20 protein-coding genes and 1 tRNA gene are annotated in these 24,373 nt (G+C 61.9%); 7 read left to right on the forward strand and 14 right to left on the reverse strand.

Going from position 1 to position 24,373, the window contains the following annotated elements; genetic code table 11:
• Positions 1-35 precede the first annotated feature (35 nt).
• From dnaX to FFS12_RS02460, 5 genes are all read left to right on the forward strand, one after another.
• A complete protein-coding gene (gene dnaX / locus FFS12_RS02440; RefSeq protein WP_137885369.1) occupies positions 36-2,102 on the forward strand; it encodes a DNA polymerase III subunit gamma/tau in 2,067 nt (688 codons plus the stop codon).
• Positions 2,103-2,257: 155 nt separating this feature from the next.
• A complete protein-coding gene (locus FFS12_RS02445) occupies positions 2,258-2,584 on the forward strand; it encodes a YbaB/EbfC family nucleoid-associated protein (RefSeq protein ID WP_137885370.1) in 327 nt (108 codons plus the stop codon).
• Positions 2,585-2,742: 158 nt separating this feature from the next.
• Positions 2,743-3,342, forward strand: a complete 600-nt coding sequence (recR, locus tag FFS12_RS02450) for a recombination mediator RecR (RefSeq protein WP_137817300.1) — start codon at positions 2,743-2,745, stop codon at positions 3,340-3,342.
• Positions 3,343-3,517: 175 nt separating this feature from the next.
• Positions 3,518-4,666: an acyl-CoA dehydrogenase family protein gene (locus FFS12_RS02455; RefSeq protein ID WP_137885371.1), complete on the forward strand. Its 1,149-nt coding sequence runs from the start codon at positions 3,518-3,520 to the stop codon at positions 4,664-4,666.
• Between the two features lie 299 nt (positions 4,667-4,965).
• A complete protein-coding gene (locus FFS12_RS02460; RefSeq protein ID WP_256657249.1) occupies positions 4,966-5,538 on the forward strand; it encodes a hypothetical protein in 573 nt (190 codons plus the stop codon).
• Positions 5,539-5,715: 177 nt separating this feature from the next.
• Here the strand turns inward: FFS12_RS02460 and FFS12_RS20425 are convergent, their stop codons facing one another.
• The 11 genes from FFS12_RS20425 to FFS12_RS02515 form a co-directional block, all read right to left on the reverse strand.
• The gene (locus tag FFS12_RS20425) at positions 5,716-5,769 is read right to left on the reverse strand and encodes a hypothetical protein (protein WP_372239446.1); all 54 of its coding nucleotides are present in this window, start codon (positions 5,767-5,769) and stop codon (positions 5,716-5,718) included.
• Positions 5,770-7,282: 1,513 nt separating this feature from the next.
• Complete coding sequence (locus tag FFS12_RS02470) at positions 7,283-7,753, reverse strand: hypothetical protein (RefSeq protein WP_137885374.1); 471 nt, start codon at positions 7,751-7,753, stop codon at positions 7,283-7,285.
• 169 nt (positions 7,754-7,922) lie between these two features.
• Positions 7,923-9,248, reverse strand: coding sequence for a sigma-54 dependent transcriptional regulator (locus FFS12_RS02475; RefSeq protein ID WP_137885375.1), 1,326 nt, complete (start codon positions 9,246-9,248; stop codon positions 7,923-7,925).
• Positions 9,241-11,157: an ATP-binding protein gene (locus FFS12_RS02480; protein WP_137885376.1), complete on the reverse strand. Its 1,917-nt coding sequence runs from the start codon at positions 11,155-11,157 to the stop codon at positions 9,241-9,243. Before FFS12_RS02480 ends, FFS12_RS02475 begins: the two co-directional genes overlap by 8 nt.
• Before the next feature lie 167 nt (positions 11,158-11,324).
• Entirely contained in the window at positions 11,325-12,413 is a 1,089-nt protein-coding gene (locus tag FFS12_RS02485; RefSeq protein ID WP_137885377.1) for an asparaginase, read from the reverse strand.
• A 232-nt stretch (positions 12,414-12,645) separates the two neighbouring features.
• Positions 12,646-13,380 carry an amino acid ABC transporter ATP-binding protein gene (locus FFS12_RS02490; protein ID WP_137885378.1) on the reverse strand — a complete coding sequence of 245 codons (735 nt, stop codon included), beginning with the start codon at positions 13,378-13,380 and terminating at the stop codon, positions 12,646-12,648.
• The gene (locus tag FFS12_RS02495; RefSeq protein WP_171006390.1) at positions 13,377-14,045 is read right to left on the reverse strand and encodes an amino acid ABC transporter permease; all 669 of its coding nucleotides are present in this window, start codon (positions 14,043-14,045) and stop codon (positions 13,377-13,379) included. The genes FFS12_RS02490 and FFS12_RS02495 overlap by 4 nt, the downstream gene beginning before the upstream one ends.
• Positions 14,042-14,788 (reverse strand): amino acid ABC transporter permease, encoded by a 747-nt coding sequence (locus FFS12_RS02500; RefSeq protein WP_137817290.1) that lies wholly within the window; start codon positions 14,786-14,788, stop codon positions 14,042-14,044. Before FFS12_RS02500 ends, FFS12_RS02495 begins: the two co-directional genes overlap by 4 nt.
• Before the next feature lie 187 nt (positions 14,789-14,975).
• The gene (locus tag FFS12_RS02505) at positions 14,976-15,884 is read right to left on the reverse strand and encodes a glutamate/aspartate ABC transporter substrate-binding protein (RefSeq protein WP_137885379.1); all 909 of its coding nucleotides are present in this window, start codon (positions 15,882-15,884) and stop codon (positions 14,976-14,978) included.
• 353 nt (positions 15,885-16,237) lie between these two features.
• Positions 16,238-17,125: an SDR family oxidoreductase gene (locus FFS12_RS02510; RefSeq protein WP_137885380.1), complete on the reverse strand. Its 888-nt coding sequence runs from the start codon at positions 17,123-17,125 to the stop codon at positions 16,238-16,240.
• On the reverse strand, positions 17,122-18,684 hold the full coding sequence (locus FFS12_RS02515; protein ID WP_137885381.1) for an NAD(P)/FAD-dependent oxidoreductase: 1,563 nt from the start codon (positions 18,682-18,684) through the stop codon (positions 17,122-17,124). Before FFS12_RS02515 ends, FFS12_RS02510 begins: the two co-directional genes overlap by 4 nt.
• A 146-nt stretch (positions 18,685-18,830) precedes the next feature.
• On the opposite strand from FFS12_RS02515, the gene FFS12_RS02520 reads away from it, so the two are divergent.
• On the forward strand, positions 18,831-19,556 hold the full coding sequence (locus tag FFS12_RS02520) for a TetR family transcriptional regulator (protein WP_137885382.1): 726 nt from the start codon (positions 18,831-18,833) through the stop codon (positions 19,554-19,556).
• Positions 19,557-19,818: 262 nt separating this feature from the next.
• Here FFS12_RS02520 and FFS12_RS02525 read toward each other — a convergent pair.
• Both FFS12_RS02525 and FFS12_RS02530 read right to left on the reverse strand, forming a co-directional pair.
• Positions 19,819-19,894, reverse strand: a tRNA-Asn gene (locus tag FFS12_RS02525).
• Positions 19,895-19,961: 67 nt separating this feature from the next.
• Positions 19,962-21,158 (reverse strand): amino acid aminotransferase, encoded by a 1,197-nt coding sequence (locus tag FFS12_RS02530; RefSeq protein ID WP_137885383.1) that lies wholly within the window; start codon positions 21,156-21,158, stop codon positions 19,962-19,964.
• A 186-nt stretch (positions 21,159-21,344) separates the two neighbouring features.
• On the opposite strand from FFS12_RS02530, the gene uvrB reads away from it, so the two are divergent.
• Complete coding sequence (gene uvrB / locus FFS12_RS02535; protein WP_137885384.1) at positions 21,345-23,360, forward strand: excinuclease ABC subunit UvrB; 2,016 nt, start codon at positions 21,345-21,347, stop codon at positions 23,358-23,360.
• Positions 23,361-23,466: 106 nt separating this feature from the next.
• On the opposite strand, the gene FFS12_RS02540 is transcribed toward uvrB, so the two are convergent.
• Complete coding sequence (locus tag FFS12_RS02540; RefSeq protein ID WP_137885385.1) at positions 23,467-24,366, reverse strand: EamA family transporter; 900 nt, start codon at positions 24,364-24,366, stop codon at positions 23,467-23,469.
• Positions 24,367-24,373: the final 7 nt, after the last annotated feature.

The following is a 24,373-nucleotide window of genomic DNA, read 5'->3' on the forward strand; positions in this document are numbered from 1 at the left end:
GCCGACTTCTTGCTCCCCAGCTGCGACGGTTTTCGATGAGTTATCAGGTTCTTGCACGTAAATGGCGTCCGCGCTCGTTCCGCGAAATGGTCGGCCAGACTCATGTGCTGAGGGCCCTGATCAATGCCCTCGACAGTCAGCGCCTGCACCATGCCTATCTGTTCACCGGCACCCGCGGGGTGGGCAAGACCACCATCGCGCGGATCATTGCCAAGTGCCTGAACTGCGAAACCGGTATCAGCTCAACGCCCTGTGGTGTTTGCTCGGTCTGTAAAGAGATCGACGAGGGGCGCTTTATCGACCTGATCGAAGTCGATGCCGCCAGCCGTACCAAGGTCGAAGATACCCGCGAACTGCTGGAAAACGTGCAGTACGCACCGAGCCGTGGGCGTTTCAAGGTGTACCTCATCGACGAAGTACACATGCTCTCGACCCACAGTTTTAATGCCCTGCTGAAAACCCTTGAGGAGCCGCCGCCGCACGTCAAATTCCTGCTGGCGACGACTGACCCGCAGAAGCTGCCGGCCACCATCCTCTCGCGTTGCCTGCAGTTTTCCCTGAAGAACATGCCGCCGGAGCGGGTAGTCGAGCACCTGACCCATGTGCTTGGCGTCGAGAACGTGCCCTTCGAAGAGGATGCGCTCTGGCTGCTGGGCCGCGCGGCTGACGGTTCGATGCGCGACGCCATGAGCCTCACCGATCAGGCCATCGCCTTTGGCGAGGGCAAAGTGCTGGCCGCGGATGTGCGTGCCATGCTCGGTACCCTCGATCACGGCCAAGTCTACGGCGTGTTGCAGGCGCTGCTGGAAGGCGATGCCCGTGGCGTGATCGAAACGGTGCGCCACCTGGCCGAGCAAGGCCCGGATTGGAGCGGCGTGCTGGCGGAAATTCTCAATGTGTTGCACCGCGTAGCCATCGCCCAGGCGCTGCCAGAGGCGGTCGATAATGGCCAGGGTGACCGCGATCGCGTGTTGGCATTGGCGCAGGCATTGCCGTCCGAAGATGTGCAGTTTTATTACCAGATGGGCCTGATCGGTCGGCGTGATTTGCCGCTGGCACCGGATCCGCGTAGTGGCTTCGAAATGGTGCTGTTGCGGATGCTGGCCTTCCGCCCGGCGGATACGGATGACGCGCCGAGGGTGGCGCTAAAGCCGCTAGGGATTAGCCAGGCCACTGCTGATCCCAGACCCAACCCAGTGGCCGGGGCTGCTATGGCGGCGCCGGCTATGGCCGTAACTTCTGCTCCGGTTCCACCGGCAGCGCCAGTTGTTGCACCTGCGCCTGTACTCGCGCCTGTTGCAGCTGCGGCGCCTGTCGTCGAGCCGCTTGCTGTCGTAGCTGCTACCACGGTCGAGCCCGCCCCCGTCGCCGCGCAACCCGTTACTCCGCTGCCCGCAGCTGTAGCGCCCGCAGCGCAGGCGGCCGAGGTAGTTGACCTGCCGTGGAATGAGCCGAGCATTAGCGCTCCTTCGCGGGTGGTCGAAGCCGAGCCAGCAGTCGAGCCAGAGGCGTCTGACATAGCCCCCACTCCAATGCTGGCTGAGCTGGCCTCCATGCTGAATGACCTTGAGCGCGATGATGAACCGCCGCTCCCGGATGAGGATTATTACGAGGTCGATGGCGAGGCGGATGCCTACCTCGATGCTCTGGAGTCTGTCGGTGTTGCTGCGCCAGCCGTCGAAGCCGAACCGCAACCGGCGGCGCAGCCGGCCACTGGCCTGGCGGCTGAATGGTTGGACCTGTTCCCGCGTCTGGGCATAACCGGCCTGACCGCTAGCATCGCCGCCAACTGCACGCTGGTCGCCATCGAAGGTGATACCTGGCGCCTGCACCTGGACCCTGCGCAAAGTGCGCTGTTCAACGCGACCCAGCAGCGCCGTTTGAACGATGCGTTGAATCAGTACCATGAGCGTCCGCTAACGCTGGAAATCGAGTTGCATAAGCCCGAGCAGGAAACTCCGGCGCAGGCCGCCTCGCGTAAACGCGCAGATCGCCAGCGCGCGGCGGAGGCGTCGATCCATAGCGATCCGCTGGTGCAGCAAATGATTCAACAGTTCGCCGCGGTGATTCGCGACGGCACTATCGAACCCCTGAATACCTGAAAGTTGTCTTGGAAACGTAGCGAGCAGGCGTATATGCAAGGCGCCCGGAGCGCAACGACGAGACAGTACAGGTAGTACGGCGAGGAAGTGAGCACCGCGCAACGCAGCAGATGCGCCGCGCAGTAGTTTTCAAGACAACTTTTGAGGTGATTCCCATGATGAAAGGTGGCATGGCCGGCCTGATGAAGCAGGCGCAGCAGATGCAAGAAAAAATGCAGAAGATGCAGGAAGAGCTGGCGAACGCCGAAGTGACCGGTCAATCCGGTGCGGGCTTGGTCAGCGTGGTGATGACCGGTCGGCATGATGTCAAACGCATCAACCTGGATGACAGCCTGATGCAGGAAGACAAAGAAGTCCTCGAAGACCTGATCGCCGCAGCGGTGAATGATGCCGTGCGTAAAATCGAGCAGAACAGCCAGGACAAAATGTCGGGCATGACCTCTGGGATGCAGTTGCCCCCCGGCTTCAAAATGCCCTTCTAGATTGCTCGTGCCGCCCATGCAGCGCGCATGGCGGCGTTGCCGCCGGGTTCGGAATCCTCATGTGCACTGGCACACTCCGGTTCCTCGCCCGTCGGCGCCTTACCCTGCACACTGCCTGAGCGGCCCGCTCCGTACCCCGCATTTTGTGAGTGCCTGTCATGAGCTTCAGTCCGCTGATTCGCCAACTGATCGACTCCCTGCGCATTCTGCCGGGAGTAGGGCAGAAGACTGCGCAACGCATGGCCCTGCAGCTGCTCGAACGTGATCGCAGTGGCGCTCTGCGGCTTGCGCAGGCGCTGACGCAGGCGATGGAGGGCGTTGGCCACTGCAAGCAATGCCGGACCCTGAGCGAAGACGACCTGTGCCCGCAGTGTGCGGACCCGCGCCGCGATGACAGTGTGCTCTGCGTCGTGGAGGGGCCGATGGATGTGTATGCGGTCGAGCAGACCGGCTATCGCGGGCGCTACTTCGTGCTCAAGGGGCACCTGTCGCCGTTGGATGGCCTCGGCCCAGAGGCCATCGGCATTCCCGAGCTGCTGGCACGTATCCAGCAGGCCGCCTTCAGCGAAGTGATACTCGCCACCAATCCGACGGTTGAAGGTGAAGCGACGGCTCATTACATCGCGCAGTTGCTGGCCAACAAAGGCCTGATCACCTCACGCATCGCCCACGGCATGCCGCTGGGTGGCGAGTTGGAACTGGTCGATGGCGGCACCCTGGCGCATGCGCTAGCCGGACGTAGACCGATCAGCCTCTGATTCTCGCCGGTAGGCATAGCGCGGCCTTGGTCAACCGCTCGGCTTTAATCCAATCCTGAAGCCTGTCTATCCTCTGATGGCTAGGCGCTATCGCCCTGCGTGTTGGCCAATGCTTCACCTTGAAAACCAAGCAAGCGCTCGGTATGGTCGGGAAACCCCTATCCGGAGCTTGGCCATGCCCGCTTTTCAGGACTACTTCGACGAATCCCATCAACTGGTGCGTGACTCCGTGCGGCGTTTCGTCGAGCGGGAAATCCTGCCATCTATCGCCGACTGGGAGGAGGCCGAGGAATTTCCCCGCGAGCTGTACCTGAAGGCCGGTGCCGCCGGGATTCTCGGGATCGGTTATCCGGAACGGTTTGGCGGCAGCCACGAGGGCGATCTGTTCGCCAAGGTGGCGGCCAGTGAAGAGCTGATGCGCTCCGGCTCCGGCGGCCTGGTGGCTGGGCTTGGCTCCTTGGATATCGGCCTGCCGCCGATAGTGAAGTGGGCCAGGCCGGCGATTCGTGACCGCGTGGTGCCGCAGGTGCTCTCCGGCGAGAAGATCATGGCGCTGGCGGTGACCGAGCCGTCCGGCGGCTCGGATGTGGCCAGTCTAAAGACCCGTGCGGTGCGCGGTGGCGACTGTTACCGGGTGACCGGCAGCAAGACCTTTATCACCAGCGGCGTGCGCGCCGACTACTACACCGTGGCCGTGCGCACCGGCGGCGACGGCTTTGGCGGCGTCAGCCTGTTGCTGATCGAGAAGGGCACGCCGGGCTTCAGCGTCGGCCGCAAGCTGAAGAAGATGGGCTGGTGGGCGTCGGACACCGCCGAGCTGTTCTTCGATGATTGCCGGGTGCCGGTGGAAAACCTGATTGGTGTGGAAAACATGGGCTTTGCCGGGATCATGGCCAATTTCCAGTCCGAGCGGCTGTCGTTGGCGCTGATGGCCAATATGACGGCGCAACTGGCGCTGGAAGAAAGCCTCAAGTGGGCTAGCCAGCGCGAGGCGTTCGGCAAGCCGATCGGCAAATTCCAGGTGCTCAAACACCGGCTGGCGGAGATGGCGACGCAGCTGGAGGTTTCCCGCGAGTTCACCTACCGCCAGGCGGCGAAGATGGCTGCGGGTAAATCGGTGATCAAGGAAATCTCCATGGCCAAGAACTTCGCCACCGATATCGCCGACCGCATCGTCTACGACGCGGTGCAGATCGCCGGGGGCATGGGTTATATGCGTGAAAGCCTGGTGGAACGCCTGTACCGGGATAACCGCATCCTTTCCATCGGCGGCGGCACGCGGGAAGTGATGAACGAGATCATCAGCAAACAGATGGGTTTGTAGGTGGGGGTATTCGCCGGCGCAATAAGCCGGTTGGCGAGTGGCAGAAAACGACCCATTGCGGACGGTCAAGTCGTAGAAAATAATCCCCTCTCCATTTTCCAGCGCAGCCGAAGCCTTTGACACGGCTGTGTTCCAACGTGAGGTGTCCCATGCAAGACATTGCGACAACGCTAGCAGCTTGGAAGACCTCTCTCTGCCGAGAGGTCGACGTTGGTGGCTTATTCGCCAGGAGCAACATCGCGCACAAATGGAAGGCCCCCTGGCGTGGACTACTACTCCGCGAATCAGTTGCATGGCGCATGCTGGACCTGCTTGAGCAGTCGCATGCGTTGTATGCGGCATCTCAACTGCTTGGCGCGCGCATTCTACTGCGTAGTGCATTCGAAACGGCCGCTGTCCTAATTCACTTGAATCAAGCCACCCGCCAGGTAGTCGCCGGCACAGCAAACTTTCATGAATTTTCCGAACGAACCACGAGGCTCTTGCTAGGGTCGCGCGACAAAAGCACACCGCACGAATCGATAAACATCCTCGGGGTGCTCAATAAGGCGGACAAGCGCTATCCAGGATTGGAGCAATTGTACGCAGAACTTTCTGAGGGCGCGCACCCGAACTTTGAGGGTATGTTGTTCGGATACTCTGAGTCAGATTGGCAGAGCCACACCACCAACTTTCAGAATCGCTGGGGAGTGCTCTATGGCGGTCGCCACCTAGAAGCCATGCGCGCGTGTATGGTGATTTTTGACGTGGAGTACAACCATGAATGGCCCGATGCCTTTGAGGCTTTGGAGCGTTGGATCGAGAGGAACGATGTAATGTTGGAGGAAACCAAATCATCGTTTCTACAAAGCGTTAGGCTCGTTGATCGATGACAGCGGCATAACTGGCGTAAGAGAATTAATTGCAAACATGGCAGATGAGGCTCACCGCATGACAACGATGCCCACTTTTTCCGCCGGTGAATACAAGATCCGCGTCATTGAAGTTCAGCGCGAATTTCGACGTTATGACCCGATTAGTGTGCTTCAGCAGAGCCTAGAGTACCTCTATCAACCATCGAAAAATCCTCTCGGCCAACTGCTTAAGCACCCATGGCTGGTCATGTTACTGATCAAATGGGTCTTTCAGGACGAATCTTGCAATGTCCAGGGCCGACCGCCAATTTCGGGCACCCAACTAGTAGATATCCTGCAGCAGATATACAACCTTGAAGACATCGGGCGCATGCCCGACGAATATGAGGACGTGAGCCTTTTCGTGAGGGTTACGGCTTATCGGCAGTTCTACTACCAGCATAAACGGGGGTTTTTCGATATTGCAAGGCAGGAAGCACTGTTCTCAAGGGTAGAGGATAATCATTATTTCAAAGCTCGGTTCGAAGCTATAACAGGTGTAGCCGTTCCTGATTTCATGCGATTGAGTATAGTTTTGCTATCTGCTGCGCACAAGCATGCTTGCGTTATCCCTCGTACATTGATGTTTGGTCTTTGCCCGTACTTTAAGCCTCACGTTGTTGACGCATTTCTGAGAGCTGTTTCTATTGAGTTGCCGGAGTTGCCTAAAACACTTAAGGCGATGGGTGAAAATATTTATGATCAAAGGGGTTTTCTGTATCAGACTCCATTCTACAGCTTCCCCCTTATCAAAGTTGGCGGGCAATTCTGGTGCGTATCGCCACATGTGCTTCATCGTGGTTTGGGATATTTTATCTACGACCTCCTCAAGCGTGACAACGTGAACAGATTCAACGCCCCCTGGGGCAAAGCCTTCGAGAAATACGTAGGCACGTGGATCAATATGACTTCCCTGCCGGTTGCCACCGAGGAGGAACAGAAAAGTGTCCTACCAGGGGATGGCAATCTGATTGACTTCCTTGTGTCAGACGGTGGAGCTAACGTCCTGATTGATGCTAAAGGCGTCGAAATGGCTCAGCGCGGGATGGTCGCTCACCAGCAACAGATAGTTGAGGGAGCTACAGGCACCTCTCTCATGAAAGCATTTGTGCAAGGGCATGATTTGTGCTCGCGCCTGAAAAATCTTATCTCCGATGAGCATCCTGTAATCCGGTCCCGCCCTGTAAATTACTTGATTGTAGTGACATACAAAGAGCTCTACATAGGCACTGGTCGCGCTCTTTCTTCAGGAGTTGGAGAGGCAAAGCTTTCAGAAATAAGGAATCAATATCCCGCAGATTGCCATATCCCAAACGAAAACATCTTCTGCCTAACAGTTAACGAATTTGAAGAGCTAATGGCTTTGGTTGCTAAAGGCAAGGTCGGCCTTGTAGAAGCATTGGAGCGAGCTAAGCGTGATGATAGCGACCCAATGACAAGCAAATTTGTCTTCGAATTGCATATTCGGAGCTGGCCGGAAAGTAAGGGGTTAAATCCCCTGCACGAAGAAGCGGACGATATATATAATGAGCTTCGCAACGCCTTCCCTGGTGTAATAAGACACGCCTAACACACTGGAATCTTCTGTAAGGTCCGCTCCTGGCCGATTGCCGCCGCCAGGCAGCTTTTAACCCCAGGAACGGACGTTAAGCGCTACCCACCAACCACCGATAGTTCAGTAGCAATTTCGCCAGAGGAATTATGCGTCCAGTCTCCGGCGGCCTTAGTCCATCGCCTCGTTGTCGCGGATGAGGATGCACTTTCTGCCGTTCTCATCCTCGAGGTAGTCGTGCACATAGAACATCACGACTGCTCCCAGCCCGGGCAGGGTCGCCACATAGTCGCCGACTTCGGGGGTGAAGAATTTGGCAGACGCCGGCCTGGCTTCACACTCGATGAAGGCGGTCATGAACAGTTCGGGGTCGGCGTCGTCAAAAAACTCGGCGCGGGTTGCTTCATCCCAGGTTTCGGGTGCCTGGAACAGGCCCGTGAAGAGGATTTTGGCATCGCCAAGGTCTTCTTCCTCGGCGTCCGGGTCATTTTCGTCCGGGCGGTAGAGGCTGCAATCCTGGGCGTCCGGGTTGCCGAGGATCGCCAGCCGGGCAGCAAGGCGCTTTGCCGGGTCAAGCTCGCCGGCCTCGCAGAGCTGCACCCAGACTTCGTCGGTGCTGCGTTCCTGGTCTTTTGCGCTCATGAGGTTCTCCGTGGCCAGCTCAGTGCAGGCCTGCATGCATTGAATAAGTGCGCCGTGCGGGCGGCAAGCTGCTGACCGTTGCGCGGTGGCAGCACCATGCCTAAATCGCCGCGGGTTGCATAGCGCCCTTTGCCTCTGGGTTGGGCGGGGCCGCGGCGGCGAGCTGGGGTTACTGCAGCCCGTGTTTCTTCACCTTGTCGAACAGTGTGGTCTTGGCCATACCCAGGGCCTGGCTGGCCTGGCTGAGGTTGCCGCTGTGGCGTTCCAGGGCGCTGCTGAGCAGGCTCTTCTCGAAGGCGTCCACCGCCTCGGCGAAGGACGGGCCGCTGCTTTCCGCCGCTAGCCCGCTTTTCTTGAACACCGGCAGGCCGAGGGCGAAGCGTTCGGCGACGTTGCGCAATTCGCGCACGTTGCCCGGCCAGTCGTGGGCCATCAGGCTCGACAGGGTGTGCCGATCCAGTTCCGGCGCGGCGCGGTCGAAGCGCAGCGAGGAATGTTGGAGGAAGTGTTCGAACAGCAGCGGGATGTCCTCACGGCGTTCGCGGAGCGGCGGCAACTCCAGGGTGACCACGTTGAGGCGGTAGTACAGGTCGCTGCGAAATTGCCCGGCCTTGCCCAGTTCATCCAGGTCGGCCTTGGTCGCGGCGATCACCCGGCAGTCCACGGCCACGCTCTGGTTCGAGCCGAGGCGCTCCAGGCTGTGTTCCTGCAGCACCCGCAGCAGTTTGATCTGCAGGTTGATCGGCATGCTCTCGATCTCGTCGAGGAACAGGCTGCCGCCGTTGGCGTGCTCGATCTTGCCGATGCGGCGCTTGCCGGCGCCGGTGAAGGCATGCGCCTCGTGGCCGAAGATCTCGCTCTCGAACAGGTTCTCCGGCAGACCGCCGCAGTTCAGGGCGACGAACTGGTGATCCTTGCGCCGGCTGAAGTCGTGCAGGCAGCGGGCGACCAGTTCCTTGCCGGTGCCGGTTTCGCCCTCGATCAAGACGTTGGCCGAGGTGTCGGCGACGTTGGCGATCAGCTCGCGCAATTGCTGCATGGCCGGTGAGCGGCCCAGCAGGCGCTCCTCCAGGGCCTGGTGGCCGGCCAACTGGCGGCGCAGCGCCGAGACCTCGCGGGCCAGCCCGCGTTGCTCCAGGGCGCGGCGGGTCACATCCACCAGGTGCTCGGGGGAGAAGGGTTTCTCCATGAAGTCGTAGGCGCCGTCGCGCATGGCGCCGACGGCCATGGAGATGTCGCCGTGGCCGGTGATCAGTACCACCGGCAGGCTGCGATCACGGGCCTTGAGGCGGGCGAGCAGTTCCAGGCCGTCGATGCCGGGTAGGCGAATGTCGCTGATGACGATGCCGGCGAAGTTCTCGCCGACCCGCTGCAGGGCTTCCTCGGCGCTGCCGACCCCGATGCTGGGAATGTCCTCCAGGCTCAGGGCTTGCTGGCAGCCGAGCAGGACATGCGGGTCGTCTTCGACGATCAGGACGGTCAAGTGGTCATTCATCGCGGCTGGACTCGGCAGGGGATTGGGGCAGCAGGGGCAGGTTCAGCTCGAAGGCGGTACCGCCGCTTTCCGGGTGTTGCACGCTGAGGTTGCCGCCAGCCGCGGCGGCCAGGCTGGCCGACAGGGTCAGACCCAGGCCCAGCCCTTGTTCGCCCGGTTTGGTGGTGAAGAACGGCTCGAACAGATGCACGCGCACCGAGGGCGGAATGCCCGGGCCGTTGTCGCGGACCTGGAGCCGATAGTGGTCGTCCTCCGCGTGGCCTTCGAGCCAGAGCTGGCGGTCGCTCTGCCCGTGCATGGCGTCGATGGCGTTGACGACCAGGTTGACCAGAATCTGTTCCAGGCGCGTCTGGTCGATGGCCAGGCGAGCGTCGCCGTAGGTCCGGTGAATACGCAGTGGCGTGCGCTCCAGGCGTGGCTGCAGGAGGAACAGGGCCGCGTCCATGGCCTTGCCCAGGCGGGCTTCGCCGCTGTCGTCGGCGCGCCGGGCGAAGGCGCGCAGGCTGGCGGTGATACGGCCCATGCGGTCGACCAGTTCGTTGATGGTGGCGAGGTTGCTGCTGGCGGTATCCAGGGCGCCACGTTGCAGGAAGCGCACGGTGTTGCCGGAGAGGGTGCGCAGGGCGGCCAGCGGCTGGTTGAGTTCGTGGGCGATGCTGGTGGACATCTGCCCGATCACCGCCAGCTTGCCGGCTTGCACCAGGTCGTCCTGGGCCTTGCGCAGGGTTTCCTCGGCCTGCCGACGTTCGCGGATTTGCGCCTTCAGGCGTTCGTTGCTGGCGCGCAGGTCGGCGGTGCGTTCGGCGATCTTGCGCTCCAGCTCGTTGTTCGCCTGCTGCAGGGCCTCGCGGGCGGCCAGGCGGGTGGCGATCACCTTGCGCCGCTCGTTCCAGGCGATCAGCAGAAAGGCCAGCAGGGCGCAGGCCACCGCGGCCAGCATGCCGTGGCTGATGGCCGCGCGGCGCAGGTCCTGCAAGGGGGAGAGCAGGGTCAGGTGCCAGAGGGTGTCGTTCAGCGGACGAGTCTGCGCCAGGTAGCTGATCGGCTGCGCTGCGCTGGCGTTTTCGCCGCTGGCGGGCAGCGTCAGCAGCTCGGTATCGGCGGCGATGCGCTGGCGCGCCAGGAGTTGCAGCTCCTTGAACGTGGTCCAGTGGTATTGCAGGCTGCCGGCCAGTTGCGCCTTGGTCTCGGCGCTGAGGGGGTGTACGGCCTTGAGCCGGCGCGCCGGGTCGCTGGAGAGGATGATGATGCCGTTTTCGTCGCTGACGTAGGCTTCCAGGCGTGCCCGTTCCCAGCGTTTCTCCAGGGGGTCGAGGCGGATCTTCACCACCGCCACGCCGATGATGGTGCCGCGATGGCGCAGGCCGTGGGCCAGGTAATAGCCGGCTTCGCCGGTGCTGTCGATGCCGTAGAAGCGCCCCGGCTTGCCCTGGATGGCATCCTGGAAATAGGCGCGGTAGGCCAGGTCCTCGCCCTGGAAGCTGTCGGCGTCGCGCCAGTTGCTGGTGGCCAGCACGCGGCCGCTGGTGTCGAGGATGAAGATGGCCAGGCTGCCGCTGCGTTTGTTCAGGCCCTCGAGGTAAGTGTTGACCCGTTCGCGCCGGGGCTCGCTGAGGTCGAGCAGCAGGCGGCTGACGCTGGACTCCAGCTCCAGCAGGCTGGGCAGGTAGGTGTGGGTGCTGATCTCGCTTTCCACCGCGCGGGCGTGCAGCTCGAGCTGGCGTTCGCCGCTCTCGGCCAGGGCGCGGATACCGATCTGGGTGCTGAGGTAATAGGCGCTATAACCGCAGGCGAGCATCAGCAGGATGATCGGCAAGGGCAGGAGCAGGCGACGGATCAGACGAGGCTTCACGGTCAGCAAGGGCGGCAGCGCGCGAGGGTTGGGGAAAGGCGATTGCAGCACAATCATGGCCGGGCGGCCAGTCCGGCGTCGTGCGCCGCGTCTAGGCTGCGCAGCCTTGAGCGGCACTGCGGCCAGGTCTGCTTGGCGGTATCGGCTGTAGGGGGCATCGGCGATATCCGCTCAATTCTGTTCGCATCAGGATGGCGGCGAGCCAGGCCCGCCGCCGCACGCTGTCAGTATTCCCAGAAGATCCGTTGCATCTCCTTGCTGTCCTGGGTCTTGGTCAGGGCGACCGAGGCGAGGATGCGGGCTTTCTGCGGGTTGAGGTCATGGGCGACCACCCAGTCGTTCTTATCGTCCGGCTGTTCGGCGTTGCGCAGAACGAAACCGCCCTGGTTGACGTGGGAGGAACGGATGATCTGCAGGCCATCCTTGCGCAGGGCCTGCAGGCTCGGCACGACGCGCGAGGCCACCGAACCGTTGCCGGTGCCGGCCTGGATGATGGCCTTGGCGCCGGCCTGGGCGAAGGCCTTGTAGGCGGTGTCATCGACGTTGCCGTAGCCGTAGGCGATGTCTACGCGTGGCAGGCTGGAGATCTTCTGAATGTCGAACTCGGAGCCGCTGGTGTGGCGCTTGGCCGGCAGGCGGAACCAGTAGCTCTTGCCTTCCACCACCATGCCCAGCGGACCCCAGGGGCTCTTGAAGGCTTCGGTCTTGATGTTCACCGACTTGCTGACATCACGCCCGGAGTGGATCTCGTCGTTCATGGTCACCAGCACGCCCTTGCCGCGCGCTGCCTTGTTGCTGGCCACGGCGACGGCGTTGTACAGGTTGAGCATGCCGTCGGCGGACATGGCGGTACCCGGGCGCATCGAGCCGACTACCACTATGGGCTTGTCGGTGTGCTCCACCAGGTTGAGGAAGTAGGCGGTCTCTTCTAGGGTGTCGGTACCGTGGGTGATGACGATGCCGTCGACCTCGTCGCTCTCGGCCAGCTTGGCGACGTGCTTGCCCAGCTGCAGCAGGTTGTCGTTGGAGATGCTTTCCGAGGCGATCTGGAACACCTGTTCGCCGCGCACGTTGGCCAGGTTCTTCAGCTCCGGCACGCCGGCGATCAGCTGCTCGACCGGTACTTTCGCCGCCTGGTAGGTGGCGCTGTTGGCGGCGCTGGCGCCGGCGCCGGCGATGGTGCCGCCGGTGGCGAGGATCACCACATTGGCGAGCTTCTGCTGCGACTCGGCTTCTTTGGCCTGCAGCCCTTGCGGCAGCAGGAACATCAGGGCCAGTGCGCCCGGAGCGAATGAATGCAAAACGTTCTTCATGCGTGCGTCTCTTCTGGTGGGTTGTTGTTATTGGTTAGAGAACGTGCAGCGATCTCCGCCGCTCTCGCCGGGAGAACCTGTTCAAGGTCTACTGCGCTTGGTCATGCTGCGTTGAAAACAGGCTCAAAATGCTCATTTACAACTCGTAAACTGCGCTTTTTCGCCTGTTTTCGCCTTGCCTGACCTGCGCTCGCGACGACCTAGAACAGGTTCTGAGGGGCGGATCGCGGCATCAGTGCTGGAGGATCTTGGCGAGGAACTGTTGGGCGCGGTCGGAGCGGGCCGAGACGTCACCGAAGAACTCTTCCTTGGCGCAGTCTTCGACTATCTGCCCCTGGTCCATGAAGATGACGCGGTCGGCGACCTTGCGCGCGAAGCCCATCTCGTGGGTCACGCACATCATGGTCATGCCTTCGTTGGCCAGCTGCACCATGACGTCGAGCACCTCGTTGACCATCTCCGGGTCGAGGGCCGAGGTCGGTTCGTCGAACAGCATCACCACCGGGTCCATGGCCAGCGCACGAGCGATCGCCACGCGCTGCTGTTGGCCGCCGGAGAGTTGCCCGGGGTGCTTGTGGGCGTGGGCCAGCAGGCCGACGCGGTCGAGCAGCTTGAGGCCTTTCTCGGTGGCTTCGGCCTTGCTGCGGCCGAGCACCTTAATCTGCGCGATGGTCAGGTTCTCGGTGATCGACAGGTGTGGGAACAGCTCGAAGTGCTGAAACACCATGCCGACCCGGGAGCGCAGCTCGGGCAGATCGGTCTTCGGATTGGCGATGGAGGTGCCGTCGACCCGGATGTCGCCCTTCTGGAAGGGCTCCAGCGCGTTGACGCACTTGATCAGGGTGGACTTGCCGGAGCCGGACGGGCCGCAGACCACCACCACTTCGCCTTTTTTGACTTGCGTGGTGCAGTCGCTCAGCACCTGGAAGTCCCCGTACCACTTGTTGACGTTATCGATCGAAATCATACGGCTAACCTTCTGTGCAGATGCTTCACCAGCAGCGAGGCGGCGAAGCTGATCGTGAAATACACCAGACCGGCGAAGATCAGGAACTCATGGGGCTGGCCGATGATGTCGCCGCGCGAGCGCGAGGCGTTGAGGAAGTCCATCAGGCCGACGGTGTAAACCAGGGAGGTGTCTTGGAACAGGATGATGCTCTGCTGCAGCAGCAGCGGGGTCATCTTGCGGAAGGCCTGGGGCAGGATGATCAGGCGCATCATCTGCCCGTAACTCATCCCCAGTGCCTGGGCGGCGCCCATCTGGCCCTTGGGAATGGCTTGGATGCCGGCGCGGACGATCTCGCAGAAATACGCCGCCTCGAACATCATGAAGGCCACCAGGCAGGAGCTGAAGGCGCCGATCGGGGTGTCCTCGCCGGTGATCCAGCGCAGCAGGAAGGGCACCGCGAAGTAGAACCAGGTGATCACCAGCAGCAGCGGGATCGAGCGGAAGTAGTTGACGTAGGCGCCGGCCAGGTTGGACAGCAGCTTGCTGGGCGACAGCCGCAGCAGCGCCAGCAGGGTGCCGAGGACCACGCCGCCGAGCACGCCGAGCACCATCAGCTGCAGGGTCATCAGCATGCCTTCCCACAGGCCCGGCAGGGCGGGGACTATCGCGCTGAAATCCATCATTTACCTCCCACGGAGATCAGGCCCGGCACCGCGACTCTCTGCTCGATCATGCGCATGAACAGCATCAGGCCCATGTTCAGCGTGAAGTAGATCAGCGTGGCCAGGGTGAAGGCTTCGAACAGGTTGGCGGAGAACTCGGCGGTCTGTTTGGTCTGCGCCAGCAGCTCCATCAGGCCGATCAAGGACGCCACCGAGGAGTTCTTGAAGATGTTGAGGAACTCCGAGGTGAGCGGCGGAATGATGATGCGATAGGCCTGCGGCAGCAGCACGTTGAGGTAGATCTGCGGCAACTTGAAGCCCATGGCATAGGCCGCGGCGGTCTGGCCCTTGGGCAGCGCCTGGATGCCGGTGCGCACCTGCTCGCAGACCCGCGCGGCGGTGAACAGGCCGAGGCACACCACCACGGAGAGGTAGGCCGAAGTGGCCGGGTTCAAGTCCTGCTTGAACCACAGCTCCAGCGGTTCGGGCAGCAGGTCTGGCACCAGGAAATACCAGAGAAACAGCTGCACCAGCAGCGGCACGTTGCGGAAGATTTCCACGTAGGTGGTGGCGAGGCCGGAGACCCAGCGGTTCGGCACGGTGCGCAGCACGCCGAGCAGCGAGCCCAGCAGCAGGGCGATGATCCAGCCCACCAGGGCGACGGCGATGGTCCAGCCCAGGCCGGTGACGAACCAGTCCAGGTAGATCTCGCTGCCGATGCCGGTGGACTTGAAGAACACGCCCCAGTCCCAGTTGTAATTCATGCGGGTTTCCCCTCGGATGGCGCGAAAGCAATGGCGTGGAGTCGGGGGCCGGGCACGCGCGAGCGTGCCCGCATCCGCGGGTGGCGGATGGTCCCTTGTCCATTCAGTTGGAGAGTGGGAGAGGTTGAGTGCCGCTCCCTATTCCCCGCTTACTCCCCGGCTTGTGGCCGAGGAGGGGGCATCACCTTCAGATCTGTTCTGCAGACTTGTCGGTGGGGTTGGCGATCAGCTTCTTCAGCTCATCGCTCATGGGGAAATTCAGGTTCAGGTTCTTCGGCGGAACCGGCTGGAGGAACCACTTGTTGTAGATGGCGTTGACTTCGCCGGACTTGAAGGTGGCGCTGATGGCGGTGTCGACCACCTGCTTAAAGCCTTGGTCACCCTTGCGCAGCATGCAGCCGTAGATCTCGAAGGATTGCGGTTCGCCGACCACGACCCAGTCGTCTGGCTTCTTGGCCTTGGCCATTTCGCCGTAGAGCAGCGCGTCGTCCATCATGAAGGCCACGGCGCGGCTCGACTCGAGCATCAGGAAGGATTCGCCGTGGTCCTTGGCCGAGATGATGTTCATGCCCATCTGCTTCTCGGCGTTCATCGTCTTGATCAGGCGCTCGGAGGTGGTGCCGGCGGTGGTCACCACGTTCTTGCCCTTGAGGTCGGCGAAGTCGCTGACGCCGGAGGTCTTCTTGGTCAGCAGGCGGGTGCCCACCTCGAAGATGCCGACCGAGAAGTCGACCTGTTGCTGGCGCTCGATGTTGTTGGTGGTGGAGCCGCACTCCAGGTCGACGGTGCCGTTCTGCACCAGCGGGATACGGGTCTGCGAGGTGACCAGGTTGTAGCGCACCTTCAGCTCCGGCAGGCCGAGTTCCTGCTTGATCGCCTCGACCACTTTCAGCTGCAGGTCATGGGAGTAGCCGACCGGCTGGCGCGGATCGTTGCCCAGGTAGGAGAAGGGGATGGAGGCGTCGCGGTGGCCGAGGGTGATGGTGCCGGAATCCTTGATCTTCTTCAGGGTGCCGGTGAGTTCGTTGGCGTGGGCCTGGGTGGTCAGCAGAGCGGCAGCGATGGCTGCGCCCAACAGGTGGGGAACGATACGCATGAGTCTTTTCCTCGGCTTGTTGTTATGTTGGGACTACGACAGGGGCGCTGAACGAGTTCAGATGTCGGTTCGCATTCCTCCCATGCCTAAGAGCAGGATATATGCCAGCTTTTTTGGGTTTGATTCAATTTTTTAAGTATTTGAATTTAAAGGGTTATTTTTAGTATTTGCGCGCGGGGGGAAATGCGTTGTGTCCGGTCTTCCGAATAGAGGGGTGATGTGCATTCGGTTTTCCGAACGAGCTGGCGGGTTTTCCGTTGCAGAAATTGCTGCTCGGCTGGCTGACGCACCAAGGGCGGCGGTTCGTTGAACCGCCGCCCTCTGTTTTTACTGGGTTCTACCGGTAGCGCCCTTTATTCAGCCACTTCCTGGCTGTTGCCCGAGTATTTCGGCTTGGGCGCAAAACGGGCGGCCAGGCGCATGGAGCCGACCAGCAGACGCTGGTAGAGGGCCGGCAGCAGGCGCTGAATGGCGTCCAGCGCCCGGGCGTCGGCGCCGATCAGGATGCGCCGGTTGTTGCGTAGCACGCCGCGCATGATCACTTGGGCCGCCTTGTCCGGGGTGGTGCGCAGCAGTTGGTCGTTGAACTGCTGGCGCGCCTGATCGGCGCCTTGCCCGGTGACCTTGCTCAGGCTGTCGTTCATCCGCGCGGTCTTGGCGATGTTGGTCTTGATCCCACCCGGGTGCACGCAGCTGGCCGACACGCCGCCGCCTTCCATGTCCAGTTCCTGGCGCAGCGACTCGGTGAAGCCGCGCACGGCGAACTTGCTGGCGTTGTAGGCGCTCATGCCCGGCTGGGCAAACAGCCCGAACACGCTGGAGACGTTGACGATATGGCCTTCGCCCGCGGCCTGCAGGTGCGGCAGGAAGGCCTTGCTGCCGTGCACCACGCCCCAGAAGTTGATGTCCATGGTCCACTCGTAGTCGGCGTAATCGTTGCCTTCCACGGTGCCGCCCTGGGCCACGCCGGCGTTGTTGAAGATCAGGTTGACCCGGCCGTGATCCAGCACCACCTGCTCGGCCCAGGCGTGTACGGCGTCGCGGTCGGCGACGTTGACCTTGCTCTCCGTCACCTGTACGCCGAGAAGGCGCGCCTGGGCGGCGGTTTCTGCCAGGGCTTCGCCGTTCAGGTCGGCGAGCGCCAGATGGCAGCCCTGGCGCGCTAGACCGTAGGCCAGCGCGCGGCCGATACCGGAGCCGGCGCCGGTGATGGCGGCGACTTTGTTCTCGAAGGATTTCATGCGCTGGCCTCTTCAATCTGACGGGCTACGGCCGGCATAACGCCTTGGGCCGGGTGCGCGGGTTGGGCGCGGTTGAAGTGATAGGCCGCCGGGTCGAAGTTGCGCGTGAGCAGGCGGAAGCGCCAGGTGAAGCCGGGCCAGACCGTGCAGTTACGGCCGCTGACGGGGTGCAGATACCAGCTCTTGCAGCCGCCGGCGTTCCACACGCTGTTGCCGAGCTGGCCTTGAAGCTTGGCGTTGAAACTGTCTTGTACCGCGCGTTTGACCTCCAGGCTTTGCAGCTTGCGTTCGCTCAGCAGGTTGAGGGCGCCGAGCACGTAGTGAATCTGCGACTCGATCATATACACCATCGAGTTGTGCCCCAGCCCGGTGTTCGGCCCCATCAGGAAGAACAGGTTGGGGAAGCCCGCCGTCAGGGTGCCCTTGTAGGCCTGCGGGCCGTCTGGCCAGGTGTCGAGCAGGTCGACACCGCCACGCCCGAAGATCACCCCGCGCGGCATGGGGTCGCTCGGGGTAAAGCCGGTGCCGAAGATGATCGCGTCGATCTGCCGCTCTCGGCCGTCGGCGCTGAGGATGCTGTGCGCGCGGATTTCCTGGATGCCGTCGTTGATCACCTCGACATTCGGCTGCGTCAGGGCCGGGAAGTAGTCGTTGGAGATCAGCACGCGCTTGCAGCCCATGCGGTAGTCCGGGGTGACCTTGGCGCGCAGCACGGGATCCTTGATCTGCTTGTGGATAAACGCCTTACCGAGCCATTGCGCCAGTTTCATCAGGCGTGGCGCCCAGGCGAAGCCGATCACGCGGCTTTCCAGTAGCGTGTAGATCAAGCCGCGCCAGAGCTTCTGCGCCAGCGGGAACCGCTTGAAGCGCTCACGCTCGGCCTCGCGGATGGCGCGGTCCGGTTTCGGCATGATCCAGGGCGCGGTGCGCTGGTAGAGGTCAAGCTGGCCGACCTGTTGCTGGATCTGCGGGACGAACTGGATAGCCGAAGCGCCAGTGCCGATCACCGCAACGCGTTTGCCTGTGAGGTCATAGGCGTGATCCCACTGCTGCGAGTGGAACAGCTTGCCGGCAAAACGCTCCAGGCCGTGCAGTTGGGGGATCGATGGGGTCGACAGGGCGCCCATACCGGACACCACGAACTGCGCGCTGTAGTGGTTGCCGGCCGCATCATGGAGGTGCCACAGCTGCAACTCGTCATCCCAGCGCAGGCCCGCCACTTCGGTCTGCAGCAGGGTGTTGTGCTGCAGGCGGTATTTTTCCCAGCAGCCTTCCAGATAGCTCTTGATCTCCGGCTGGGGGGCGAACATGCGCGTCCACTCGGGGTTCTGCTCGAAGGAAAAGGAATACAGGTGCGATTGCACATCGCAGCCACAGCCGGGGTAATTGTTGACCCGCCAGGTGCCGCCGACGCCGCCTGCCTTCTCGAACAGCAGGAAGTCATTTTCGCCTTGCTGCTTCAGGCGGATCGCCATGCCCAGGCCGGAGAAGCCGGTGCCGATGATGGCGATCTTGGTGTGTCTGGCAGTGGTAGGTGGGACGGCAGGTTGTGCGCTCATGACCAAGCTCCTGTTATGCTTGTTTTCGGTGTATACGCTTGTCTACCTGGAGGGTATGTATACACCCGTATACCGAAGGGTCAAGCCGATCTTCCGTAGGGTCAATTTTCCGTAGAGCCAATCTTCCGAAGAGTGGGTCGAGCACGATGAAAGTAGCGGTAGAGGTCAGCCCACCCAAAGTGGTCGAGGCGCAGGGCAAGCGCTTGTTGATGAATGCCGCGCTGCGCCTGGCTGCCGAGTCCCGCAGCCTAAGCCGCTTAGGCCTGCGCGAGTTGGCGCGCGCCGCGGGGTTGAACCCGAACACCTTTTATAGGCACTTCAAGACGGTCGATGATCTGGGCTTGGCGCTGATTGGCGAAATGGCGGCGCAGATCCGTCAGCCGCTGCGTGATCTACGCCGGCAGGCGGCGCAGCGGGCCGATGACTCGCTGTGCGAAGTGGCGGCCAAAGCCCTGCCGCTGGGCATCGACCTGGGCCGTGGGCGGCGGGTCTGCTGCGAGACGGTCGAGCTGTTTTTCGCCTTCGTCGCCGACAACCCGCAAGCCTTTATCGTCGGCATGCGCGAACTGCACGGCGCTTCGCCGGTGCTGCGTGAGGCTTTGCGTCGGGTGATGGATGAGTTTGCCGATGATATGGCGGAGGACATCGGCGAGCTGCAGTTGCTACCGAGTCTGGATAAGGCAGCGATTCGCCAGGTCTCCTCGCTGATCAGCCGCCAGCTATTCCAGCAATCACTGGACTATATCGAACAACCGGAACGGCGCACGGCCATCTGTGCCCAGGCCCAGGCGCAGATCCTGATGATGTTCGCCGGCGCGACCTTGTTGCAAAGCCTGGGCGTATTGAAACTGAGCGGCGCAGCGAATGGCTGAAAACTCAGCCTGTCCGCTAAGAGCCTGTTCAGGATCCGCTGCAGGCTTCGCGCGTACTGCTGCGTTAAAAACAGGCTCAGCAAGCAGCTTGTTGCTAACGCGCTTTAGCGCGGCCTGCTTCGGTGCGAGCGAAGCGATCATGCTCATTTACAGCTCGTAAGCTCGGCTCGGGCATCCTGCTTCGCTCTAACTCCTGCATTCATGCAGTCGTGCGCTTCTTCGCCTGAATAAAAAAACCCAGCCATTGGCTGGGTTTTGAATTTGGCTCCACGACCTGGACTCGAACCAGGGACCCAGTGATTAACAGTCACTTGCTCTACCAACTGAGCTATCGCGGAACAACGGTGCGTATCCTACTGATTAAGAAAGGGAAGTCAAGCTTTCGCTAACTTCCCCTCAGGTGTTTTAGAGGACCTTGGCGATGGCGCTGGTGACGGCATTCAGGTTGCTGTTGTTTAGCGCGGCAACGCAGATGCGGCCGGTGCTTACGGCGTAGATGCCGAACTCATTCTTCAGGCGCTCGACTTGCTCGGCGGTCAGGCCGGAGTAGGAGAACATGCCGCATTGGCGGGCAACGAAGCTGAAGTCGCGTTTGGCGCCTTGTGCGGCCAGTTGTTCGACCAGGGCCGTGCGCATGGCGCGAATGCGAATACGCATTTCGCCCAGTTCCTCTTCCCAGAGGGCGCGCAGTTCGGGGCTGTTGAGGACTGCGGCGACCACGGTGGCGCCATGGGTCGGCGGGTTGGAGTAATTGGTGCGAATCACTCGTTTAACCTGCGAGAGTACCTTGGCGGCTTGTTCTTTCGACTCGGTGACGATAGACAGCGCGCCAACCCGCTCGCCATACAGCGAGAAGGACTTGGAGAAGGAGCTGGAGACGAAGAAGGTCAGCCCGGACTTGGCAAACAGGCGCACGGCGGCGGCGTCTTCTTCGATGCCATCGCCAAAGCCCTGGTAGGCGATGTCGAGGAACGGCACGTGGTTTTGTTCTTTCAGCACCTCGAGAACTTTTCCCCAGTCCTCAAGGTTCAGGTCGACACCGGTCGGGTTGTGGCAGCACGCGTGCAATACCACGATCGAGCGTGGCGGCAGGGCTTTCAGGTCTTCCAGCAGGCCGGCACGGTTAACGCCGTTGCTGCTGGCGTCGTAGTAGCGATAGTTCTGGACGGGGAAACCGGCGGACTCGAACAGCGCGCGGTGGTTTTCCCAGCTCGGGTCACTGATGGCGACGACTGCGTTCGGCAGCAGGCGCTTGAGAAAGTCGGCGCCGATTTTCAGTGCGCCGGTGCCGCCGATTGCCTGGGTGGTGACCACGCGGCCTTCGGCCAGCAGGCTGGAGTCGCTACCGAAGATCAGTTTTTGCACGGCCTGGTCGTAGGCGGCAATGCCCTCGATCGGTAGGTAGCCGCGCGGTGCGTGGGCCGTGATGCGAGCTTGCTCGGCCTCAGCCACTGCGCGTAGCAGCGGAATTCGACCCTCTTCGTTGAAGTAAACGCCCACGCCCAGATTAATCTTGGTCGTGCGGGTGTCGGCGTTGAACGCTTCGTTTAGGCCCAGGATGGGGTCGCGCGGAGCCATTTCTACGGCAGAGAACAAACTCATGATGCGGCAGCTCGGAGAGGAGGGTGGGAAGCCAAGCAACACCCCGCTACGACTGATGCTAGGGGGTTGCGCAAGTAGGCCGGTATTATAGCGGCCAAGGTTGCGTGCGGCGATATCGCACGCACGCTTTCGCCAGGTTTGACGCAGGCTCTATGGCCGCGTCACAACCATTTGTCGAGGTAGGTTATGTCGCAGTTTCAACTCGTGACCCGGTTTCAGCCGGCCGGTGATCAGCCCGAGGCTATTCGACAGATGGTGGAAGGCCTGGAAGCTGGGCTTTCGCACCAGACATTGCTGGGGGTAACCGGCTCCGGCAAGACCTTCAGCATCGCCAATGTGATCGCTCAGGTGCAGCGCCCGACCTTGGTGCTGGCGCCGAATAAAACCCTGGCGGCGCAGCTCTACGGCGAGTTCAAGAGCTTCTTCCCGAATAACTCGGTGGAGTACTTCGTTTCCTATTACGACTACTACCAGCCGGAAGCCTACGTGCCATCCTCCGATACCTTTATCGAGAAGGACGCCTCGATCAACGACCATATCGAACAGATGCGCCTCTCGGCGACCAAGGCGCTGCTGGAGCGGCCGGACTCGATCATCGTCACCACGGTGTCGTGCATCTACGGTTTGGGCGATCCCGAGTCGTACCTGAAGATGGTGCTGCACATCGATCGCGGCGACAAAATGGATCAGCGCGCGCTGCTGCGGCGTTTGGCCGATCTGCAGTACACCCGCAATGACATGGACTTCGCCCGCGCGACCTTCCGGGTGCGCGGCGATGTGATCGATGTGTTCCCGGCCGAATCGGATCTGGAAGCCATTCGCATCGAGCTGTTCGACGAGGAGGTGGAGAACATCGCCGCGTTCGACCCGTTGACCGGTGAGGTGCTGCGCAAGCTGCCGCGCTACACCCTCTATCCCAAGAGCCACTACGTGACTCCGCGGGAGAAGCTGCTGGAGGCGGTGGAACATATCAAAGTGGAGTTGAAGGAGCGTCTGGAATACCTGCGCAGCACCAACAAGCTGGTGGAGGCGCAGCGCCTGGAGCAGCGCACCCGCTTCGATCTGGAGATGATCCTCGAGCTGGGCTACTGCAATGGCATCGAAAACTATTCGCGCTACCTCTCCGGTCGTGGTTCGGGGGAGGCGCCGCCGACCCTGTATGACTATTTGCCGGCAAACGCGCTACTGGTTATTGACGAGTCCCATGTCAGCGTGCCGCAGGTCGGTGCCATGTATAAAGGCGACCGTTCGCGTAAGGAAACGCTGGTCGAGTATGGCTTCCGGCTGCCCTCGGCGTTGGACAATCGGCCGATGCGCTTCGATGAGTGGGAGGCGATCAGCCCGCAAACTATCTTCGTTTCCGCGACGCCGGGTAACTATGAGGCCGAGCATGCCGGCCGGGTGATCGAGCAAGTGGTGCGGCCAACCGGTCTGGTCGATCCGCAGATCGAAGTGCGCCCTGCCGTCACCCAGGTGGATGACCTGCTGTCGGAGATCAAAAAGCGCGTCGCGCTAGAGGAGCGGGTGTTGGTCACCACACTGACCAAGCGCATGGCCGAGGATCTGACCGACTACCTGGCCGACCACGGTGTGCGCGTGCGCTATCTGCACTCGGACATCGATACCGTCGAGCGCGTGGAGATCATCCGTGACCTGCGTATCGGCGCCTTCGATGTGCTGGTGGGCATCAACTTGCTGCGCGAGGGCCTGGATATGCCCGAGGTGTCGCTGGTGGCGATCCTCGATGCGGACAAGGAAGGTTTCCTCCGTTCCGAGCGTTCGCTGATCCAGACCATCGGCCGTGCCGCACGTAACCTCAGCGGTCGGGCGATTCTCTATGCCGATCGCATCACCGGCTCGATGGAGCGGGCGATAGGCGAGACCGAGCGGCGGCGCAACAAACAAATTGCCCATAACGAGTTGCACGGCATCACGCCCAGAGGGGTCAAGAAGGACGTTCAGGACATCCTCGAAGGTGCCCATGTCCCCGGCTCGCGCAGCACCAAGCGCAAGGGCATGGCGAAGGCGGCGGAAGAGAGCGCCCGCTACGAAAACGAACTGCGCTCGCCGAGCGAAATCACCAAGCGCATTCGCCAGTTGGAGGAAAAGATGTATCAATTGGCGCGCGACCTGGAATTCGAGGCCGCCGCGCAACTGCGCGACGAGATCCAGAAGCTGCGCGAGCGCCTGCTGCAGGTGTGATCAGGTGTAGGAGCGAGCGTGCGACGTAGGGCGGCCTCGCCGCGTAGCGGCAGCCCGCCAGTTCGACGGCGTACTGCTTCGCGAGTACGCCCTACGCAGTGGGGGCTCAGCGGCGCCCGAAAATAATCAGCGTCACCCCGCCGAGCGTCGCCAGGCACGCCAGCAGGGCAGTGAGGCTCAGGCTCTCATCCAGCAGCAGGTAGCCGAGCAGCAGGGCGATCAGCGGGTTGACGAAGGCAAAGGTCGACACCAGGCTCGGCCGTACTTCGCGGAGCAGCCAAAAATACGCCGGATACACGCCGAGACTGACCGGCAGTACCAAGTACGCCAGCCATTGCCAGCCTTGCTGGGAGAGTTCGGCTAACTGCACGCCCTGCCAGTCGCCGCGCCACAGCCCGAAGAGCGCGAGCAGCACCGCGCCGATCAGCATTTGCAGGCTCATCCCCAGCCAGTTGGAGCGAAACGACGGGCGGCTGCGCAGCCACCAGGCGCCGATGGCCCAGAGCAGCGTGGCGATCACCACCAGGCTGCCGGCAAACCACTGCTGGGCGGTTGCCGCACTGCCCAGGCCATTGTTCATCAGCAGCACAATGCCGCCCGAGGCCAGCGCCAGGCCGCAGAGCACCCAGGGCGGTGGGCGGTCGCCGAGCAGCCACTCCAGCGCCACACTCCACAGTGGCAGGGTGGTGTAGAGCATCGCCAGCAAGCCGGTGGGCAGGTACTGGTTGGCATAAAGCAGCGCGCCCTGGCCGACCGTGATCAACAGCAAGCCACCAATAAAGGCACCGCCCCAGTCGCTGCGTTGCATGCGCGCCTGGCCACTGATCAGCACCCAGGCCAAGGCCAGGCTGCCGGCGAAGAAGAAGCGCAAGGTGGCAATGACGAAGGGCGGCAATTCGCGCAGCAGGAAGTGGTTGGCCAGGTAGGTGGTACCCCAGCCGATATAAATAGCGGCGAACGCACCAATCAGCAGCAGCGAGCGGGCGCGGGAAGCAGTTGCGGACATGGGGAGC

The organism is Pseudomonas sp. 2FE (assembly GCF_005503735.1).
Taxonomy (GTDB): Bacteria; Pseudomonadota; Gammaproteobacteria; order Pseudomonadales; family Pseudomonadaceae; genus Aquipseudomonas.

Bases quoted from the DNA above. Each gene is read 5' to 3' on its own strand.
- FFS12_RS02510 (WP_137885380.1), bottom strand. From the start codon at position 17,125: ATGAAATCCTTCGAGAACAAAGTCGCCGCCATCACCGGCGCCGGCTCC.
- FFS12_RS02490 (WP_137885378.1), bottom strand. From the start codon at position 13,380: ATGATTTCGATCGATAACGTCAACAAGTGGTACGGGGACTTCCAGGTG.
- FFS12_RS02470 (WP_137885374.1), bottom strand. From the start codon at position 7,753: ATGAGCGCAAAAGACCAGGAACGCAGCACCGACGAAGTCTGGGTGCAG.
- uvrB (WP_137885384.1), top strand. From the start codon at position 21,345: ATGTCGCAGTTTCAACTCGTGACCCGGTTTCAGCCGGCCGGTGATCAG.
- FFS12_RS02505 (WP_137885379.1), bottom strand. From the start codon at position 15,884: ATGCGTATCGTTCCCCACCTGTTGGGCGCAGCCATCGCTGCCGCTCTG.
- FFS12_RS02460 (WP_256657249.1), top strand. From the start codon at position 4,966: ATGCTGGACCTGCTTGAGCAGTCGCATGCGTTGTATGCGGCATCTCAA.
- recR (WP_137817300.1), top strand. From the start codon at position 2,743: ATGAGCTTCAGTCCGCTGATTCGCCAACTGATCGACTCCCTGCGCATT.
- FFS12_RS02455 (WP_137885371.1), top strand. From the start codon at position 3,518: ATGCCCGCTTTTCAGGACTACTTCGACGAATCCCATCAACTGGTGCGT.
- FFS12_RS02540 (WP_137885385.1), bottom strand. From the start codon at position 24,366: ATGTCCGCAACTGCTTCCCGCGCCCGCTCGCTGCTGCTGATTGGTGCG.
- FFS12_RS02445 (WP_137885370.1), top strand. From the start codon at position 2,258: ATGATGAAAGGTGGCATGGCCGGCCTGATGAAGCAGGCGCAGCAGATG.
- FFS12_RS02475 (WP_137885375.1), bottom strand. From the start codon at position 9,248: ATGAATGACCACTTGACCGTCCTGATCGTCGAAGACGACCCGCATGTC.
- FFS12_RS02480 (WP_137885376.1), bottom strand. From the start codon at position 11,157: ATGATTGTGCTGCAATCGCCTTTCCCCAACCCTCGCGCGCTGCCGCCC.
- FFS12_RS02530 (WP_137885383.1), bottom strand. From the start codon at position 21,158: ATGAGTTTGTTCTCTGCCGTAGAAATGGCTCCGCGCGACCCCATCCTG.
- FFS12_RS02500 (WP_137817290.1), bottom strand. From the start codon at position 14,788: ATGAATTACAACTGGGACTGGGGCGTGTTCTTCAAGTCCACCGGCATC.
- dnaX (WP_137885369.1), top strand. From the start codon at position 36: ATGAGTTATCAGGTTCTTGCACGTAAATGGCGTCCGCGCTCGTTCCGC.
- FFS12_RS02495 (WP_171006390.1), bottom strand. From the start codon at position 14,045: ATGATGGATTTCAGCGCGATAGTCCCCGCCCTGCCGGGCCTGTGGGAA.
- FFS12_RS02485 (WP_137885377.1), bottom strand. From the start codon at position 12,413: ATGAAGAACGTTTTGCATTCATTCGCTCCGGGCGCACTGGCCCTGATG.
- FFS12_RS02520 (WP_137885382.1), top strand. From the start codon at position 18,831: ATGAAAGTAGCGGTAGAGGTCAGCCCACCCAAAGTGGTCGAGGCGCAG.
- FFS12_RS02515 (WP_137885381.1), bottom strand. From the start codon at position 18,684: ATGAGCGCACAACCTGCCGTCCCACCTACCACTGCCAGACACACCAAG.